15 protein-coding genes are annotated in these 17,829 nt (G+C 41.5%); 4 read left to right on the top strand and 11 right to left on the bottom strand.

The features are described 5' to 3' along the window. Nucleotides 1-86 precede the first annotated feature (86 nt). The 8 genes from JQ843_RS04885 to argR form a co-directional block, all read right to left on the bottom strand. Complete coding sequence (locus tag JQ843_RS04885; RefSeq protein ID WP_203213033.1) at nucleotides 87-521, bottom strand: cytidine deaminase family protein; 435 nt, start codon at nucleotides 519-521, stop codon at nucleotides 87-89. Between the two features lie 13 nt (nucleotides 522-534). After that, a complete protein-coding gene (gene gltX, locus JQ843_RS04890) occupies nucleotides 535-1,995 on the bottom strand; it encodes a glutamate--tRNA ligase (RefSeq protein WP_203213034.1) in 1,461 nt (486 codons plus the stop codon). 127 nt (nucleotides 1,996-2,122) lie between these two features. Then, entirely contained in the window at nucleotides 2,123-3,472 is a 1,350-nt protein-coding gene (locus JQ843_RS04895; protein ID WP_000018268.1) for a glucose-6-phosphate isomerase, read from the bottom strand. A gap of 169 nt (nucleotides 3,473-3,641) precedes the next feature. Beyond that, complete coding sequence (locus tag JQ843_RS04900; protein ID WP_000124770.1) at nucleotides 3,642-4,331, bottom strand: gamma-glutamyl-gamma-aminobutyrate hydrolase family protein; 690 nt, start codon at nucleotides 4,329-4,331, stop codon at nucleotides 3,642-3,644. Nucleotides 4,332-4,468: 137 nt separating this feature from the next. Beyond that, nucleotides 4,469-6,235, bottom strand: coding sequence for a multidrug efflux ABC transporter subunit PatB (patB, locus tag JQ843_RS04905; RefSeq protein ID WP_203213035.1), 1,767 nt, complete (start codon nucleotides 6,233-6,235; stop codon nucleotides 4,469-4,471). A gap of 1 nt (nucleotide 6,236) precedes the next feature. After that, nucleotides 6,237-7,943 carry a multidrug efflux ABC transporter subunit PatA gene (gene patA, locus JQ843_RS04910; protein WP_203213036.1) on the bottom strand — a complete coding sequence of 569 codons (1,707 nt, stop codon included), beginning with the start codon at nucleotides 7,941-7,943 and terminating at the stop codon, nucleotides 6,237-6,239. 145 nt (nucleotides 7,944-8,088) lie between these two features. Continuing rightward, nucleotides 8,089-10,623, bottom strand: a complete 2,535-nt coding sequence (gene mutS, locus JQ843_RS04915) for a DNA mismatch repair protein MutS (protein WP_203213037.1) — start codon at nucleotides 10,621-10,623, stop codon at nucleotides 8,089-8,091. A gap of 50 nt (nucleotides 10,624-10,673) precedes the next feature. Beyond that, nucleotides 10,674-11,120: an arginine repressor gene (gene argR, locus JQ843_RS04920; RefSeq protein WP_001231476.1), complete on the bottom strand. Its 447-nt coding sequence runs from the start codon at nucleotides 11,118-11,120 to the stop codon at nucleotides 10,674-10,676. A gap of 135 nt (nucleotides 11,121-11,255) precedes the next feature. On the opposite strand from argR, the gene argS reads away from it, so the two are divergent. The 4 genes from argS to galU all read left to right on the top strand — a co-directional run bounded on the left by argS (nucleotide 11,256) and on the right by galU (nucleotide 15,626). After that, nucleotides 11,256-12,947, top strand: a complete 1,692-nt coding sequence (gene argS, locus JQ843_RS04925; protein WP_203213038.1) for an arginine--tRNA ligase — start codon at nucleotides 11,256-11,258, stop codon at nucleotides 12,945-12,947. 327 nt (nucleotides 12,948-13,274) lie between these two features. Continuing rightward, nucleotides 13,275-13,520 carry a hypothetical protein gene (locus tag JQ843_RS04930; protein WP_049532292.1) on the top strand — a complete coding sequence of 82 codons (246 nt, stop codon included), beginning with the start codon at nucleotides 13,275-13,277 and terminating at the stop codon, nucleotides 13,518-13,520. A 168-nt stretch (nucleotides 13,521-13,688) separates the two neighbouring features. After that, on the top strand, nucleotides 13,689-14,705 hold the full coding sequence (locus JQ843_RS04935) for an NAD(P)H-dependent glycerol-3-phosphate dehydrogenase (RefSeq protein WP_203213039.1): 1,017 nt from the start codon (nucleotides 13,689-13,691) through the stop codon (nucleotides 14,703-14,705). A gap of 21 nt (nucleotides 14,706-14,726) precedes the next feature. After that, nucleotides 14,727-15,626 (top strand): UTP--glucose-1-phosphate uridylyltransferase GalU, encoded by a 900-nt coding sequence (galU, locus tag JQ843_RS04940; RefSeq protein ID WP_203180034.1) that lies wholly within the window; start codon nucleotides 14,727-14,729, stop codon nucleotides 15,624-15,626. A 140-nt stretch (nucleotides 15,627-15,766) separates the two neighbouring features. Here galU and JQ843_RS04945 read toward each other — a convergent pair whose 3' ends face one another. From JQ843_RS04945 to JQ843_RS04955, 3 genes are all read right to left on the bottom strand, one after another. Further along, the gene (locus JQ843_RS04945) at nucleotides 15,767-16,297 is read right to left on the bottom strand and encodes a nucleoside/nucleotide kinase family protein (protein WP_203180033.1); all 531 of its coding nucleotides are present in this window, start codon (nucleotides 16,295-16,297) and stop codon (nucleotides 15,767-15,769) included. A 330-nt stretch (nucleotides 16,298-16,627) separates the two neighbouring features. Beyond that, complete coding sequence (locus JQ843_RS04950) at nucleotides 16,628-17,305, bottom strand: rhomboid family intramembrane serine protease (RefSeq protein ID WP_203213040.1); 678 nt, start codon at nucleotides 17,303-17,305, stop codon at nucleotides 16,628-16,630. Then, a complete protein-coding gene (locus tag JQ843_RS04955) occupies nucleotides 17,289-17,828 on the bottom strand; it encodes a 5-formyltetrahydrofolate cyclo-ligase (protein ID WP_203213041.1) in 540 nt (179 codons plus the stop codon). The genes JQ843_RS04950 and JQ843_RS04955 overlap by 17 nt, the downstream gene beginning before the upstream one ends. Nucleotide 17,829: the final 1 nt, after the last annotated feature.

Raw genomic sequence — 17,829 nt, forward strand, 5'->3', positions numbered from 1 at the left:
ATTATACAGACTTTTTCTAACTTGTCAACAACTTTTTTTATCTTTTTTCAAATTAAGTAAAAAGAGCCAGAATTATACTGACTCTTCTATTGATTATTAAACTTAGAAGCACGTTCTTCTCCCCACCAATATGGGATTAGTTCTGCGATTTTCACCGTCTTTCTTCTATCGTAGTCCATCATGAATTCTGCATCTTTATTTTCAGCATTAAGCTCTAAAAGGAATTCTCTACAGGCACCGCAAGGCATGGCTGAACTTCCACCATAAGGTGGTTTGTCTCGAAAAGCTAAGACTTTTTTAACTTTAGTTTGTCCCGAGAATTGATACATATTAAAGAGTGCCGCACGCTCTGCGCAGAGATGGAAAACACCACAGGTTCCCTCCATACAGAAACCTGTAAATATTTGTCCATCTTCTGCTTCTACTGCGGCTACGACATGGTTAGCATAAACAAAATCAGATACTTCATGTGGATTATATAATTTCTGTGCTTCTTCGTACATCTTTTCCCAGATGTCCATTATTACATCCTTCTTATTTAGAGATTTCTTTTAACATATTTTCGATATGCTGGATTGATTTTTTACGGCCTAACAAAAAGATCGTATCTGGCAATTCTGGACCATGCATTTCACCTGAAACAGCAATACGAATAGGCATGAAAAGATTTTTCCCTTTAATACCTGTTTCTTTTTGGACAGCTTTGATTTGTGGGAAAATATTTTCTGTCACAAATTCTGCATCTGTCATCGCTTCAAGTTTTGCTTTAAAGGCTTCAAGAACTGTTGGGACTGTTTCACCCGCCATGACTTCACGCTCTGCTTCGGTCAATTCTGGGAAATCTGAGAAGAAGAGATCTGTCAATGGGATAATCTCATCTACTGATTTCATTTGTGGTTTATATAGCTCAACTAATTTTTCAGCCTTGTCTGTCAATCGACCCGCTTCTTCTAGGAATGGTTTTGCCATTTCAAAGATGGTTTCAAGATCTGCATTCTTGATATAGTCATTGCTCATCCAGTCAAGTTTTTTCTGATCGAAGGCTGCAGGAGACTTGCTGAGGCGGTTTTCATCGAAAAGTTTAATCAATTCTTCACGAGAGAAAATCTCATCTTCGCCACCTGGGTTCCAACCAAGAAGAGCAATAAAGTTAAAGACTGCTTCTGGTAAATAACCTTTTTTACGGTAGTCTTCGATAAACTGAAGGGTGTTGGTGTCACGTTTAGACAATTTTTTCCCAGTTTCAGAGTTGATAATTAAGGTCATGTGACCGAACTCTGGAGCTTCCCAACCAAGTGCTTCATAAACCATAAGCTGTTTTGGTGTATTAGCAATGTGGTCATCTCCACGGATAACGTGAGAGATTTGCATATCGTGGTCATCGATAACAACGGCAAAGTTGTAAGTTGGGTAACCGTCTTTCTTTTGAATAACCCAGTCACCACCGATATTGCCACCTTCAAATTCGATATCACCTTTGACCATATCATGCCACTTGTAGATACCTGACTCATTAACAGCCAAACGAACCGTTGGGATGATCCCAGCAGCTTCACGTTCTGCGATGTAAGCTGCTTTTTCTTCTTCACTCATACCAAGGTATTCATTGATGTAACGAGGTGTTTCACCAGCTGCTTCTTGGCGTTCGCGTTCAGCTGCCAACTCTTCTTCTGTAACGTAAGATTTATAGGCTTTTCCTTCAGCTAGCAATTGATCGATGTATTTTTGATACAAGTCCAAGCGTTCAGACTGGCGGTAGTTTTCATGTGTTTCTGGGCTTTCATCCCAATCCATGCCTAACCAACGAAGGTTTTCAAGCTGTGAACGTTCACCGTCCTCAACATGTCGTTTACGGTCAGTATCTTCGATACGGATAATAAAAGTTCCACCGTGATGACGTGCGTAAAGGTAGTTGAACAATGCTGTACGAGCATTTCCGATGTGTAGTAGTCCTGTTGGACTTGGTGCGTAACGTACGCGGATATCTTTTGACATAGTTTCTCCTATAAAGTATCTAGGCGTCTGCCTTTTTGCTCTCTATATTATATCACAAGTCTTGGCTGAGGCCAATTTCTATGGATAAAGAGAGTAAAAAGAGTGGACAAGCCACTCTTTTCTTCTATTATAGACGTGCGTTAAGTTCTTTGCTCAATTCTTCAAATCCTGGTTTTCCAAGAAGGGCAAACATGTTACGTTTGTAAGCTTCAACACCTGGTTGGTCAAATGGGTTGATAGCATTCAAGTAACCTGAAAGAGCGATAGCCAATTCGAAGAAGTAGATTGTGTAACCAAGAGTGAAAGCATCTTGCTCTGGAAGAGTCACGTACATGTTTGGTACATCACCATCTGTGTGGGCAAGAAGAACACCGTCAGTTGCTTTTTTGTTTACAAAGTCAACGTCTTTTCCTTGAAGGTAACCAAGTCCATCAAGGTCTTCTTCCAAGCTAGGGATAATCACGTTTTTACGAGGTTTGTCAACACGGACAACTGTTTCAAACATGATACGAGTTCCTTCTTGGATAAATTGACCAAGTGAGTGCAAGTCAGTTGAGAAGTTGGCTGAAGTTGGGTAGATACCTTTTTGGTCTTTTCCTTCTGATTCACCAGCCAATTGTTTCCACCATTCTGAGAAGTATTGAAGTGATGGCTCGTAGTTTACCAAGATCTCAGTTGCATAGCCTTTACGGTAAAGGATGTTACGAACTGCTGCGTATTGGTAAGCTTCGTTTTCAGAGATTTTATCTGAAGTGTAGTCTTTGCGAGCTGCATTCGCACCTTCCATAAGGGCTTTGATGTCAGCTCCTGATGCTGCGATTGGAAGCAAACCAACGGCTGTCAATACTGAGAAGCGTCCACCGATATCATCTGGAACAACAAATGTTTCCCAACCGTTAGCATCTGCTTCAACCTTAACAGCGCCTTTTTGGCGGTCAGTTGTTGCATAGATACGTTTGTTTGCTTCTTCTTGACCGTATTTCTTAACCAAAAGTTCTTTGAAGACACGGAAAGCGATAGCTGGTTCAGTTGTTGTACCTGATTTAGAAATCACGTTTACCGAGAAGTCTTTGTCAGCTACGTACTCTACCAAGTCAGCAAGGTAAGTAGATGAGATTGAGTTTCCTGCGTAAAGGATTTGTGGAGCCTTGCGTTCTTCTTTTGTTTGCAAGTTTGCAAAGTGGTGGTTCAAGAAGTCGATTGCTGCTTTCGCACCAAGGTAAGATCCACCGATACCGATTACAACCAAAACATCGCTGTCTGATTTGATTTGCTCAGCAGCTTTCAAGATGCGGTCAAATTCTTCGCGGTCATAGTTTTCAGGAAGGTCCAACCATCCCAAGAAGTCGCTACCAGCACCAGTTCCTTTACGGATCAATTCATCTGCTGCTGTTACTTGTGATTGCATGTATTCCACTTCATGTGGTGCAACAAATTTGTCTAAAACTTTTGAATAATCAAATTTAATATGTGACATGTTATTCCTCCAATATTTCTTCTTTTCTATCATAACGCTTACCTTCGTTTTTTTCAAGTTTTTTGTCGAATTTCTCCAATTTTTATCAGAATTCAAACGTTTGCGTAAAAATCCCACATTCCAAAAATTTTGAAAAAATAAAAGAAAGAACGACTAGATGTTCCAGTCGTTACAGTTCATTCAATAAATACTCAAATAATTCTAAATTGCCATCTTCTTCATTAACCAGAAACTCTGGATGCCACTGCAAACCAATAATGCGGTGCTCATCGATAGACTCAATCGCTTCGATGGTCTGGTCTCTTGGGTCAATAGCAGTTACACGGAAATTAGGTGCCAAATCTTTAATACTCTGACGATGAACGGAATTAACTTGACTTTCTTTTCCAAATAACTTAGCCACCACACTTCCTTCTACTGTCTCAATAGAATGAGATGTCCCGAAAGGTAGTCCTTGCCAGTGGCCTTCGATTTCTTGATTGAGAGTTCCCCCAAAGGCAACATTGACAAGTTGGACACCGCGACAGATTGCCATGATTGGTTTATTCTGACGAAGCGCTTCTTTCAAGAGCGCCAATTCAAATTCGTCACGCACTAGGTTGTAATCATCACTCTCGATGGTCTTTTTCTCTCCATAAAACTGAGGATGGACATTTTGACCGCCTGTCAAGATAAGTTTGTCAATCATTTCTACATAATCGCGAACAACTGACTCATCACCAACAGGAATGACTAAAGGGAGACCACCGACTTGACGAATGCTCTCTGCGAATCTACAAGATACAGATGAATGAATGTTTTTGCCCTCTGCGTCTACGGGACATAGATTTGCAGCAACTCCTACAACCGTTCTAGCCATGATGCCTCTCCTTTCGAATGTTAACGATAGTCTTATCATATCACTCAAAATGACTTTCGTCTAATATGTTTTTTTTAAGGCTGTGATAAATATTTTTTATGGACAAGAAAAAGCTGCCCAAGGGGACAACTTTTTTCTTATTCAAAAACAAATTGATTGTGATAGAGTTCTGAATAGAAGCCACCCAGTTTCAAGAGTTCATGGTGGCTACCGCGTTCAATGACTTCTCCATCTTTAAGGACAATAATCTGGTCTGCATTGAGGATAGTCTTCAAACGATGGGCAATGACGAAACTAGTTCTGCCTGCTACAACCGCCTCCATGGCATGCTGAATCTTGCTTTCTGTCACAGTATCTACGTTCGAAGTGGCTTCATCGAGAATGAGAACCTCTGGATCTGTCATCAGGGTTCGAGCGATAGAAATCAATTGCTTTTGTCCTGTCGAGAAGATGCTCTGGTCATCATCTATAAGAGTATCGTACTTATCAGGCAAGCTTTCGATGTAGTCGTGAATATGGGTTGCCTTGGCTGCTGCCTCAACCATTTCTTGACTAGCATCTGGCACACCAAAACGGATATTGTCTCGAATCGTTCCGCTAAACAAGACCGAATCTTGCAAGACAATTCCCACCTTGCTTCTGAGACTATCTAAATCATAGTCACGGATGTCTTTACCGTCAAAATAAATCCCACCAGCATCAACATCATAAAAGCGATTGATGAGGTTCATAATAGTCGTTTTCCCTGACCCAGTCGGACCAACAACCGCTGTCATCTGGCCTTTAGGAGCAGAAATGCTGACATCTTTCAAAATGGGTTTATCAGGCAAGTATGAAAAATCAATATGACTAATTTCAACACCTTCTTGCAACTGAGTGAAGGTCGGAGCATTTTTAGGTCGAATTTCTTCCTCTGCATCAAACATTTCCTGAATCCGTTCAGCACCTGTAAAGGCTAACTGAAGGCTTCCCCAACTTGCCGCAACTTGAATAATAGGCTGGTAGTACTGCTGTGAAAATTGGGCAAACATAACAATCAAACCTAGGGCTGTACTTGTTTCAATAGACTTATCATTCAAAAGTACAGCTGAACCAGCAAAGATGACGATGGCTGTGTTGACCAGACTCATCCCATTCATGACAGGGAAAAGAATTCCTGAGAACATTCTTCCTTTAAAGGTTGCCTTGCGCACGCGCTCATTTTGTTCAAGAAATCCTGCCATCATATCCTCTTGAATACCTTGCACAATCACGGCTTTTTGGCCTGAAATACTCTCGTCCATATAGGCGTTGAGTTTCCCTACCTCTTTTTGCTGGAGGTTGGTGTATTTGCGTGCCATTTTTACAATAAAAATCAGCATGAGGAAGGCAACTGGTGTGCTGGCAATGGTGATGAGAGCCAGCGTCACATTTCTCGAAAACATGACAAGAATCAGACCAATGTATAAAACAATATTGCTCATGACCTGAATCAAGCTTTCGTTAAAGGCTTGGAGGATATTATCCAAATCACTGGTAAAACGAGACAAGATATCGCCATCTTGTCGGCGGTCAAAGAAAGAAACCGTCAAGCGAGCAAGCTTACCAAAGAGGCCTTTGCGCATCTCGTTGGTCGACTCTGCAATCACGCGTGTCATGAGACACATGTATATCACACTAGAGATAGATAGAACCAAAACCAGCAGACCAAGATTGACCATGATTCCTGATAGACTTTGCCAAACAAGTTCGGGATTGCCATCTTGATAAGCTTGAACTAAATTAGCTAGCTGCGTCACTGCTTGTCCAGAAAAGACCGGAAAGAGGGCTTGGGCAAGAGTTGCCAGAACAATCATCAGGATAACAACTACAAATGAAAGCTTATAGACTTTAAAATAATTCCAAAAAAATTGAACTGTCTTCATTTTACTCCTCCTTCCCTTTCTGTGTTTCATAGATTTCACGGTAAACGGTATTGTTGGCAACCAAGTCTGCATGCGTACCTTGACCAATCAATCGTCCTTGATCTAGAACCAAGATCTTGTCTGCATGGACAACCGAGCTAATCTTTTGCGCGATGATAATAGTTGTCGTTCCCTTCAAGTCCTTATTCAAGGCTTCTTGAACAAGGCGCTCTGACTTAGCATCCAAGGCTGAGGTCGAATCGTCAAAAATCAGAATACGTGGATTGCTGACAATCCCACGCGCAATCGACATCCTTTGCTTTTGCCCACCAGAGAAATTGGTTCCCCGTTCCTCAACCGGACTTTCAAAGGTTTTCTCCATACGATGAATGAATTCGCTGGCTTGGGCAATATTAGCTGCGCGTTCCATTTCAAATAGAGTAGCATCTCCCTTACCCTGTCTCAAGTTATCTGCAATCGTTCCACTGAAGAGAATGGCACGTTGGAGAACGATGGAAACTGTTTTACGCAGGGTTCCTTCACTCACTTCTCGAATATCCTTGCCTCCGATTTTGATAGCCCCTTCCTGCGGGTCAAAGAGACGTGGAATCAATTGAGCCAAAGTTGATTTTCCTGCACCAGTGGCTCCAACTACACCAACCATCTGACCAGGTTCAATAGTAAAGCTCACATCTTTCAGCATCGGTTCCTTGTCCATTGGATAGGTAAAGGTCACATTTTCAAAGCTAAGACTGCCGACCAACTCTTCATCTGGCATATCCTTGAAGGTCATGGCTGGCTCTGCATCAAGAATTTCTCGAATACGACGCATAGAAATCATAGCACGACTGACAGAATTTCCCAAAAATCCAACCATAACAATGGTAAAGATAATCTGGCTTAGGTAATTGACAAAGGAAGCAATGGAGCCAACAACTGACGGATCCGACTGAACCATCCCCGCAACTAGCCAAATAGAGAGGAATACCGCCCCATAACCAACCAACATCATAAAAGGTTCCACTACTGAAAAGGCATAACCAATGTAAAGGTTTTGACCAAGAAGCTCATCTGAAGCCTCCGTAAACTTAGCAAATTGCTCTTTTTCTTGGACAAAGGACTTGACCACACGAACACCGCGCAGATTTTCCTTAGCAATGGCATTGATGCGTTCAAGCAGGGTTTGAAACTTGGCAAAACGAGGACCCATCATCCCCATCATGACAGCAGTCAAACCAAAAATTAAGATCACCATGAGAACAATCACCCACCACAGAGAAGGTAGGGTTTGAACCGCCAGGATAAACGAACCGATGAACAAGAGGGGAAGTCTGAAAAGAATTTGAAAGGTCATCATTACGACGTTCTGAATCTGGTTGATATCATTTGTCATGCGAACGACTAGATTTCCCGCATTAAATTGTTCAATATTAGCATAAGAAAAGGTTTGGATTTTACGGAAGGCATCCTCTCGAAGGTCAGATGAAACTCCTTGGGCAATATAGGCTGCGAGGACAACGTTGAGCCCACCAGCAACCAGACCGACCAAAGCCACACTAATCAACCAAGCCCCGATACTATAAATAGCTTCATATTTCCCAGCAAGTAGGGCGTCTAAGACTTCCTGCAGATAACGCGGTTGCAAAAGTGAACTAGCAACCATCAAGCCTGTCATCAGAAGCGAAGCCAAGGCCTGCCACTTGTAGGTTTTTATTTTCTGAATCAGCATACTTTCTCCTTAAAAAATAGACAAAAGGGAGCGACAATGTGTCAGCTCCTTTTCATTCTGTTTGTGTGATGCTATTCTAGCAAAAAAGTGGGGACTTGTCAAAGAAGTATCCTTGATACAGCTAGAATGACAAGTAATTCATTCTTTATAATTTTTGTTTTAACTCGACCAAGACATTCATAGCCTGCATAGGTGTCATATTGTAAATATCTAGTTTAGCTAATTCTGCTAGGATAGGATGCACTGCAGGCGTGTCAAATAGTGAAATTTGTTCTGAGACAGTACTTGTTTGTTTCATAGGAGCAGGACTTTCTGTCCCTTGATTCTCTAACTGAGTCAAAATCTTATCCGCCCTTGCTAAAAGGTCTGCTGGCAAGCCAGCAATCTTGGCAACATGAATACCATAGGATTTATCAGCTGGACCTGGTTCAATCTTGTGAAGGAAGGTAACCTGCCCACCCTGCTCCAAAGTTGCCACGTGGACATTGACCAAGTGTTCCAAGCTGGACTCCAGACTGGTCAACTCATGGTAGTGGGTCGCAAAGAGGGTCTTGGCTCCGATATGCTCATGGATGTATTCGATGATGGACTGAGCAAGAGCCATACCATCATAAGTTGCAGTTCCCCGTCCCAATTCATCAAAGAGAATGAGAGAGTTCTTGGTCGCATGCGAAATGGCATTGTTGGCCTCCATCATCTCCACCATGAAGGTTGATTGACCTGAAACCAAGTCGTCTGCTGCTCCGATACGGGTAAAGATTGCATCAAAAATCGGTAAATGGGCGCTTTCTGCTGGCACATAAGAACCCAACTGAGCCATAACCGCCGTCATGGCTAACTGACGCATGTAGGTTGACTTTCCGCTCATATTGGGCCCCGTAATCAGTTGAATACTGGTATCTTCTGCCATCTGAATCGTATTTGGAATATAGGTCTGAGCCCCCATAACCTTTTCAACGACAGCATGGCGCCCTTTCTGGATATCAATTCGCGAATCCTCTCCGAACTCTGGCCGAATCAAATGCTGGGTTTCAGCCACAACCGCCAGACTCTGTAAGACATCAACTGTCGCAATTCCTTGAGCTAGAGCCTGCAAACGCTGGATATACTTACTGACTTCCTCACGGATGCGCATAAAAATTTCATACTCTAGGTTTGCTGACTTTTCACGCGCCTCCAGCATATCTCCTTCGATACGGGCTAATTCTTCGGTTCCAAAACGTTCTGAGTTTTTCAGCGTCGCCTTGCGGAAAAAGTGAGCTGGCACATTTCCCAGTTGCGAATTGGTCACATGGAAATAGTAGCCATCCTTTTTATTGTAGTCAATCTTGAGCGTACTGATACCAGAATTTTCTCGCTCCTTTGATTCAATTTCAGCAATCCAGCCAGTCCCTTCTCTGAGAACGCGACGGTACTTGTCTAAGGTCTCATCAAATCCAGTTCGGATAATTCCCCCATCTGTAATCACATGAGGAGCTTCAGGAGCAATCGCTGCGCTAATCAAACTCTCCAACTCAGGGATTCCATCCAGTTGTTCAATGAGATAGGCTAGAGCAGGTTGCTCCATCCCTTCTAAAATCGCACGAATCCTTGGCACACTAGACAAGGTGGTCGCCAACTGCAAGAGATCCTTGGGATTGGTTTTGCCAAAAGAAACACGACTAGCCAAGCGCTCAATATCATAAACACCCTTGAGACTGTCTGTCAAATCACTACGCTCAAAGAAATGGTCGAGAAAGACCTGCACCACTTCTTGACGTTGGATAATTCGTTCCTTATCAATCAAGGGGCGATGAATCCAAGACCGCAAGAGACGCATACCCATGGCTGTTTTGGTTTCATCCAAAAGCCAGAAAAGACTGCCTTGCTTCTTGCCTGAACGAGCATTCTCAACCAAATCCAGACTAGCCTTGGTCGCATAATCCATCTGCAAGAAATCCTTGATTTCATAGCGGATAACAGGTTTGAGGTGGTTCAATTCCCTCATCTGAGTCCGATGAACATACTGGAGCAATTTACTAGATGCCGCTTGCTCCACAGATGCCAATCGTGAATCCAGTAAATGAAGGTCTTCAAAGCCTTCTTTTTCATATGAAAGCACCAGATTCATCTGACGACTGAGGATTTGTTCTTCTTCCTCAGACAAGTCATAACCCAGCACCACTTCTCGCGCCTTGAGATTACGGATTTCCCCACAAACCAGCGTGAAATCCAAAAGACCTGTCACATAAAAGTCACCCGTCACCAGGTCCATATAAGCTAAGCCAAATTGATTGCCATCTCGATCTATAGCAACCAAGAAGTTGTTCTGACTGTCTGGCTTACTGCTATCGACCACTGTCCCTGGCGTAATGACCTGAACAACCTCTCGTTTCACAACCCCAACTGCTTGTTTAGGATCTTCCATCTGCTCTGCGATAGCTACCTTATAGCCCTGCTCAATCAAGACATCTATATACTGCTGGGCAGAATGATAGGGGACACCCGCCATAGGAATCGGATTGTCGGCATTCTTGTTGCGACTCGTTAAGGAAATTTCCAGAATCTGCGCAGCATTGACCGCATCCTCATAAAATAATTCATAAAAATCACCCATCCGAAAGAGCAAAAACGCATCTGGATATTGCTTTTTAATATCCACATACTGTTGCATGCCGGGTGATAGCTTCTCTGTCGCCATTTTCCGTCTCTCCTTGTCAAAAATAAGTCTTGAGAGCGACTCTCAAGACCTTACTTATCTTTCATCAAATCTAGCAAACGATCTTCCATGAGTTTGGCAACGTGCTGGTCTCGACAAATAACCAATAAGGTATTGGCACCAGCAACTGTTCCTAAAATCCATTCATCCTTGTTTGCATCTACAATATTTGCCAAAACAGAGGCTTCTCCCAATTTGGTATGAAGTACCAAGGTAAACTCTGCTCTTGCAACACCTTCTAAATGATGAGACAAAAATTCAACCAAATCAATCTTTTCTGTCTCATTTGCTAGTACATAATACACCATATCATTTTTCTTGACCTTGGTCAAGCCGATTTCGCGCAAATCACGAGACAGGGTTGTCTGCGTCACAAAAACATTGTGCGCCTCCAACCGATCTTGAATTTCTTTTTGTGTACTTAATTTCTCCTCAGTAATCATTTTTTTTATTAACTGATGACGATCTCTTTTTCTCATAAAATCCTCTTATATGCATATTTATAACTAATTTTATAACTATATTATACCAAAAAAATAGGAGATTTCAAAAATTTTTTCTTCTTTCTTTAAAATTGTGATAAAATAGTAGAAAAGTCCAAAAAGGAGCTCTTAATGAATACAAAAGAATTGATTGCTAGCGAATTGGCTAGCGTCATTGATAGCCTGGACCAAGAGGCTATTTTAAATTTACTGGAAACCCCTAAAAACTCAGAAATGGGAGACATTGCTTTCCCTGCTTTTTCTCTTGCTAAAGTCGAACGTAAAGCGCCTCAAATGATTGCGGCTGAACTGGCTGAAAAAATTAACAGTCAAGCCTTTGAAAAGGTAGTTGCAACAGGACCTTACGTTAACTTTTTCCTTGATAAATCTGCCATTTCTGCTCAAGTATTGCAAGCTGTTATCACTCAAAAAGAACACTATGCTGACCAAACTATTGGCAAACAAGAAAATGTTGTTATCGACATGTCTAGTCCCAATATCGCTAAACCATTTTCTATTGGTCACCTACGCTCAACTGTTATCGGAGATAGCTTGTCACATATTTTCCAAAAAATCGGTTATCAAACGGTCAAGGTCAACCATTTGGGAGACTGGGGTAAACAGTTTGGGATGTTGATTGTTGCCTACAAAAAATGGGGCGACGAAGAAGCTGTAAAAGCTCATCCAATCGATGAACTTCTTAAACTCTATGTCCGCATCAACGCTGAGGCTGAAAATGACCCTAGCTTGGATGAAGAAGCACGCGAATGGTTCCGTAAACTTGAAAATGGAGACGAGGAAGCTCTTGCACTTTGGCAATGGTTCCGTGATGAAAGTTTGGTGGAATTTAACCGCCTTTACAATGAATTGCAAGTCGAATTTGACAGCTACAATGGAGAAGCCTTCTACAACGATAAGATGGATTCAGTTGTAGACCTTCTTTCTGAAAAAGGCCTTCTTGTTGAGTCAGAAGGTGCCCAAGTTGTGAATCTTGAGAAATATGGAATTGAACATCCAGCCCTTATTAAGAAATCTGATGGTGCAACTCTCTATATTACACGTGACTTGGCTGCAGCCCTTTACCGTAAAAACGAATACCAATTTGCTAAATCTATCTACGTAGTTGGTCAAGAGCAATCTGCCCACTTTAAACAGCTCAAAGCTGTCTTGCAAGAGATGGGCTACGACTGGAGTAACGACATTACTCACGTTCCTTTTGGTTTGGTTACAAAAGAAGGGAAGAAACTCTCTACCCGTAAAGGGAATGTCATCCTGCTAGAGCCTACTGTTGCAGAGGCTGTTAGTCGTGCCAAGGCCCAAATCGAAGCTAAAAATCCTGAACTTGAAAATAAAGATCAGGTAGCGCATGCTGTTGGGGTTGGAGCCATTAAATTCTATGACCTCAAGACTGACCGTACAAACGGATATGACTTCGACCTAGAAGCTATGGTATCCTTCGAGGGTGAAACTGGACCTTACGTTCAATATGCCTACGCTCGTATCCAATCTATCTTACGCAAAGCCGATTTCAAACCAGAAACAGCTAGCAACTACAGCCTGAATGATGCTGAAAGCTGGGAAATCATTAAACTTATCCAAGACTTCCCACGTATTATCAACCGTGCAGCGGATAACTTTGAACCTTCTATCATTGCTAAATTTGCAATTAGCCTGGCTCAAGCCTTCAACAAGTACTATGCACATACACGCATCTTGGATGAAAGCCCAGAACGCGACAGCCGTCTAGCCCTCAGCTACGCAACAGCAGTCGTTCTCAAAGAAGTCCTTCGCTTGCTCGGAGTAGAAGCGCCAGAGAAGATGTAAATCACCAAAGTTACTTGATTGCAAAGCAATCTAAGTAACTAACGCCAAATCCTGTCAGGAATTTGGCTAGGCACTTCACTAGTAAAGAAACATAAATATTATCGATTTATGTTTCTTTACGTCGTAACCAGAGACACTTGCCTAAACGCTTCACTAAATTGGTCAACCAAATCTATTAATTGGCTTAGTGGCTGGTGGCAATCTTCAAGTCACTAGAATGCAAGGCAATCTAAGCAACGAATGTCAAACCCTATCAGGGATTTGGTTAGGCGCTTCACTAATTCAATCTACTCACTACTACTTCTTTATCATACAGGGAGATATTCTATGAGCCAATATGCTTATATCCTCGTTGTAATTAGCTTGGTGTTCCTTTTTCTGCTCAATAAGTACGAGAAGGAGAGACTTCAAAGGCTCTACCAAGAACAACTTTTGAAGGATGAAACATTTAGGACTGATATCAAAGAGAAAATTCACACGACTGAAAATATCAATGATGTCATTGCTTACATCAATAAAACTTATCATCTGGGAATGTTGCTATCAAAAGACATTACAGATCAATTGAAATAAACCGAGCTATTCTTTTAAGGAATATAAAAACCGAGCCTGAGAGTTTAATACTTAGGCTCTGTTTTTGTATATTTTTCAAGTAACAAAGCTACCACTCCCCAGCAATGCAAGTGCAAAATCCCCTAGAATGTGATAAAATAAAAAGAGAACTCTATCAAGGAGGAAAACATGAAAAAACAAACCATCGCCGTCTTGGGGCCTGGTTCTTGGGGAACTGCCCTTTCACAAGTCTTAAATGACAATGGACACGAGGTACGTATTTGGGGAAATCTTCCCGAGCAAATCAATGAAATTAATACCTATCATACTAACAAGCACTACTTTAAAGATGTCGTTCTAGATGAAAATATCATTGCCTACACTGACTTAGCAGAGGCACTGAAAGATGTAGATGCGATTTTGTTTGTTGTCCCAACAAAAGTGACACGACTTGTTGCCCAACAAGTTGCAAAAACCTTAGACCATAAGGCTATCATCATGCACGCATCAAAGGGATTAGAGCCTGATAGCCATAAACGATTATCAACCATCCTTGAAGAAGAAATTCCTGAACACCTCCGTAGTGATATCGTCGTTGTTTCAGGTCCTAGTCATGCAGAAGAGACCATTGTGCGTGACCTAACTTTAATCACTGCTGCTTCTAAAGATTTACAAACAGCTCAATACGTTCAGGAGCTCTTTAGCAATCACTACTTCCGACTTTATACCAATACGGATGTTATCGGGGTCGAAACCGCTGGTGCTCTCAAAAATATTATTGCTGTCGGTGCTGGAGCCTTACATGGTCTGGGATTTGGTGACAATGCCAAGGCAGCCATCATCGCTCGAGGCTTGGCAGAAATAACCCGCCTAGGGGTAGCACTCGGGGCCAGTCCACTGACCTATAGTGGTTTATCTGGTGTAGGAGATTTGATTGTAACAGGAACCTCCATCCACTCTCGTAACTGGAGAGCTGGAGATGCTCTCGGACGAGGAGAATCTCTAGCTGATATCGAAGCCAATATGGGCATGGTGATTGAAGGAATCTCAACGACTCGAGCAGCCTATGAACTAGCGCAAGAACTTGGAGTCTATATGCCAATTACACAGGCCATTTACCAAGTTATCTACCACGGAACCAATATCAAAGATGCCATTTATGACATCATGAACAATGAATTTAAAGCAGAAAATGAGTGGTCTTAACCCTCTAGAGAAAGGATTCTTATGACATCAAAAGTTAGAAAGGCAGTCATCCCTGCCGCTGGGCTTGGAACTCGATTTTTACCAGCAACAAAGGCCCTTGCTAAAGAAATGTTACCAATTGTAGATAAACCAACTATCCAGTTTATCGTAGAAGAAGCTCTTAAATCAGGTATTGAAGATATTCTGGTTGTTACTGGTAAATCAAAACGTTCTATTGAAGACCACTTTGACTCAAACTTTGAGCTTGAATACAACCTCAAAGAAAAAGGCAAGCATGACTTGCTCAAATTGGTAGACGAAACAACTGGCATTCGCCTTCACTTTATCCGTCAAAGCCATCCTCGTGGTCTTGGAGATGCTGTCTTACAAGCAAAAGCTTTTGTGGGGAATGAACCCTTCGTTGTCATGCTTGGTGACGACCTAATGGATATCACAGATGACCACGCTGTTCCTTTGACAAAACAATTGATGAACGATTACGAGACAACTCACGCATCAACAATTGCTGTTATGCCTGTTCCTCATGAAGACGTTTCAGCATATGGAGTTATCGCTCCTCAAGGTGAAGGAATTAATGGTCTCTATAGCGTCGAAACTTTCGTAGAAAAACCAGCTCCAGAAGATGCTCCAAGTGATTTGGCAATCATCGGACGCTATCTGCTCACACCAGAAATTTTTGAGATCCTCGAAAATCAAGCTCCCGGTGCTGGAAATGAAATCCAGCTTACCGACGCTATTGATACACTTAATAAAACACAACGTGTTTTCGCCCGTGAATTTACAGGAGCTCGTTACGACGTTGGGGATAAGTTTGGCTTTATGAAAACATCTATTGACTACGCTCTCAAGCACCCACAAGTCAAAGATGACTTGAAAGATTACCTTATCCAACTTGGAAAAGAATTGGCTGAGAGGGAATAGAATTAGTTTCCAGTTAATAAATTAAGTCTCCAGCAAGTTGACTCTGGAGACTTAATTATTTTACAAATTTACATACAATTTAAAGATTTATGAGATATGTCTCTAAATCTACCAACTCAACTTCGGTCCTTAATGATGGATTACAGATTTTCAATCAAAAATCGATTTGAAGTTTTAATGATATTTGCTATTTTGGGGACGTCTAAATCATCTGTATACAGAAAATGTTTTTCCTTTTCCTTATTTTTAGCTAGAAACTCACTTCTTGCTTGTATTGATAAGTTGCCCACTCTTTCAATTTCTTTTCTAGAACCATCCCTATCTTTCAAGGTTTTTTCTTCGGCCATTAAGACACAATATTTTAGACCAATTTGTTTTTCTTTTAAGAAAGAAGCAATTTTCTTCAGTTGGTATTCAAAAATGACATACTCTATTACGACAGAGATGCCTCGAGTTATAAAATTATTGGTCAAGCTGATGATATTGTCCCAAAACAAATCCATGTAATAGCCTTCATCTTCCCAAGGAGCCACGAGTCCTCCTTTAATCATTAAATAAATCATGTCGCCTTCAATTACTGCACTTTTCTTAAAAGAATAGGCCAACTCCTTACTGACTGTGCTTTTCCCAACGCCTGGGGGGCCTGAAATAATGTAAACACAATTTTCCAACTTTACACCTCTTTTATTCTAATAATTCTTCAATCAATTTCTAATATTATAACATTTTCTATTTTTAAAATATATAACAAGACTGATACAACACTATATTCTAGAAACTTACGATACAAAAGAAATAAAAAAGCACACCATTCTCAATTTTCTGCAAAAAAACCTTTTTACAAATGACTTCTTCGCGATAGAATGGGCGCTCACTTTCTCAAATCATCTACACACAAAGACTTATTTTTAGAGCTATGTTGTTTCGAATGGTTTCAAATCACATTAAAAGCTACTCATTTTTAAGTAGCTTTTTTCTTATTCAAGTTTACATATTAGCCGTCACAACACCATTCCCTTGTAGAAAAGCAAGACTGCGAGTCCTACTAACAAGACTACCGCTACCAGTCTCTGACTATCTCTATACATCCGTCTTTCGCCTCGGACTGGAAAGATAACTGCTAGAAATGCACCACCGACTGCACCACCGATATGACCTGCTAGGCTGATTCCTGGAATCAGAACACTTCCAATAATGTTAACCACAAAAAGAGTCAGATAAGATTGACCCAACTGCTGGATATAAGGATTGCGAGTTGCATAGCGAAGAACAATAATTGCAGCAAATAGCCCATAAAGAGAGGTAGAGGCTCCTGCAGCTAAGGATTTGGGACTAAATACAAAAACAAAGAGATTACCCATCATTCCTGATAAAAGATAGAGGAAGAAAAACTTCTTGGATCCGAAAATCTCCTCTACTTGCCTACCAAGATAATATAGCGAAAGCATATTGACAATGAAATGTTCCCACCCAATATGAACAAAAATGGCAGAGAAGAGACGCCAAACCTGCTCAGGAAAGAGGCGAATAGCCGGCCCATACATGGCTCCAAATCGAAATAATGTATCCGCCCTGTCAAAGTCTCCACCTGTAGTCACCAGCATTAATAGAAACACCAAGGCCGTCACTAAAAGGAAGAAACTCGTCACAGGGTAACGTCTATCAAAGATTTCCTTCATCAATCAGAACCTCCTGAACAGGAATATCATGCTTTTCAGGTATAAAGTCCTGAATTTGACAAGGATAAACCGTACTCAAAGTATGACCAGAAAAATGTTCCAGATAGCGGTCATAATAGCCTCCACCGTATCCTATCCGATACCCTTTCGTCGTAAAAATTAAGCCAGGAACATGAATCAAATCAATCTGGGAAGCATCCACCACTTCCAAATCCCCCTGTGGCTCCAGTAGGCCAAAGGAAGTTTTTACCAACTGCTGCGGATCATAGACTACAAAGTCCATGCGCCCCTTGGGATAGGTTTTAGGTATCAGAACCTTCTTGCCGTCCTTCAACGCCTGCTCAATCAATTCCTGCGTTTGAAATTCGTGAGGAAAAGAGAGGTAGCTTGCGATGACCTTAGCTTCTTGGTAAAAGGGGTGTTGTAACAATCGCTCGGTTAAAGCTTGGTCTATAGCCTGTTTTTGCTCTTGAGATATAGCCTTCATTTCTTGCAAGACTTGCTTACGTAATTCCGATTTCATA

It is taken from the genome of Streptococcus mitis, assembly GCF_905187495.1.
Lineage (GTDB): Bacteria > Bacillota > Bacilli > Lactobacillales > Streptococcaceae > Streptococcus > Streptococcus mitis_CU.

Coding starts and splice junctions, on each gene's coding strand:
- patB (WP_203213035.1), bottom strand. CDS start 6,235: ATGAAGACAGTTCAATTTTTTTGGAATTATTTTAAAGTCTATAAGCTT.
- JQ843_RS04900 (WP_000124770.1), bottom strand. CDS start 4,331: ATGGCTAGAACGGTTGTAGGAGTTGCTGCAAATCTATGTCCCGTAGAC.
- JQ843_RS04885 (WP_203213033.1), bottom strand. CDS start 521: ATGGACATCTGGGAAAAGATGTACGAAGAAGCACAGAAATTATATAAT.
- gltX (WP_203213034.1), bottom strand. CDS start 1,995: ATGTCAAAAGATATCCGCGTACGTTACGCACCAAGTCCAACAGGACTA.
- JQ843_RS04955 (WP_203213041.1), bottom strand. CDS start 17,828: ATGAAATCGGAATTACGTAAGCAAGTCTTGCAAGAAATGAAGGCTATA.
- patA (WP_203213036.1), bottom strand. CDS start 7,943: ATGCTGATTCAGAAAATAAAAACCTACAAGTGGCAGGCCTTGGCTTCG.
- argR (WP_001231476.1), bottom strand. CDS start 11,120: ATGAGAAAAAGAGATCGTCATCAGTTAATAAAAAAAATGATTACTGAG.
- mutS (WP_203213037.1), bottom strand. CDS start 10,623: ATGGCGACAGAGAAGCTATCACCCGGCATGCAACAGTATGTGGATATT.
- JQ843_RS04895 (WP_000018268.1), bottom strand. CDS start 3,472: ATGTCACATATTAAATTTGATTATTCAAAAGTTTTAGACAAATTTGTT.
- galU (WP_203180034.1), top strand. CDS start 14,727: ATGACATCAAAAGTTAGAAAGGCAGTCATCCCTGCCGCTGGGCTTGGA.
- argS (WP_203213038.1), top strand. CDS start 11,256: ATGAATACAAAAGAATTGATTGCTAGCGAATTGGCTAGCGTCATTGAT.
- JQ843_RS04930 (WP_049532292.1), top strand. CDS start 13,275: ATGAGCCAATATGCTTATATCCTCGTTGTAATTAGCTTGGTGTTCCTT.
- JQ843_RS04935 (WP_203213039.1), top strand. CDS start 13,689: ATGAAAAAACAAACCATCGCCGTCTTGGGGCCTGGTTCTTGGGGAACT.
- JQ843_RS04950 (WP_203213040.1), bottom strand. CDS start 17,305: ATGAAGGAAATCTTTGATAGACGTTACCCTGTGACGAGTTTCTTCCTT.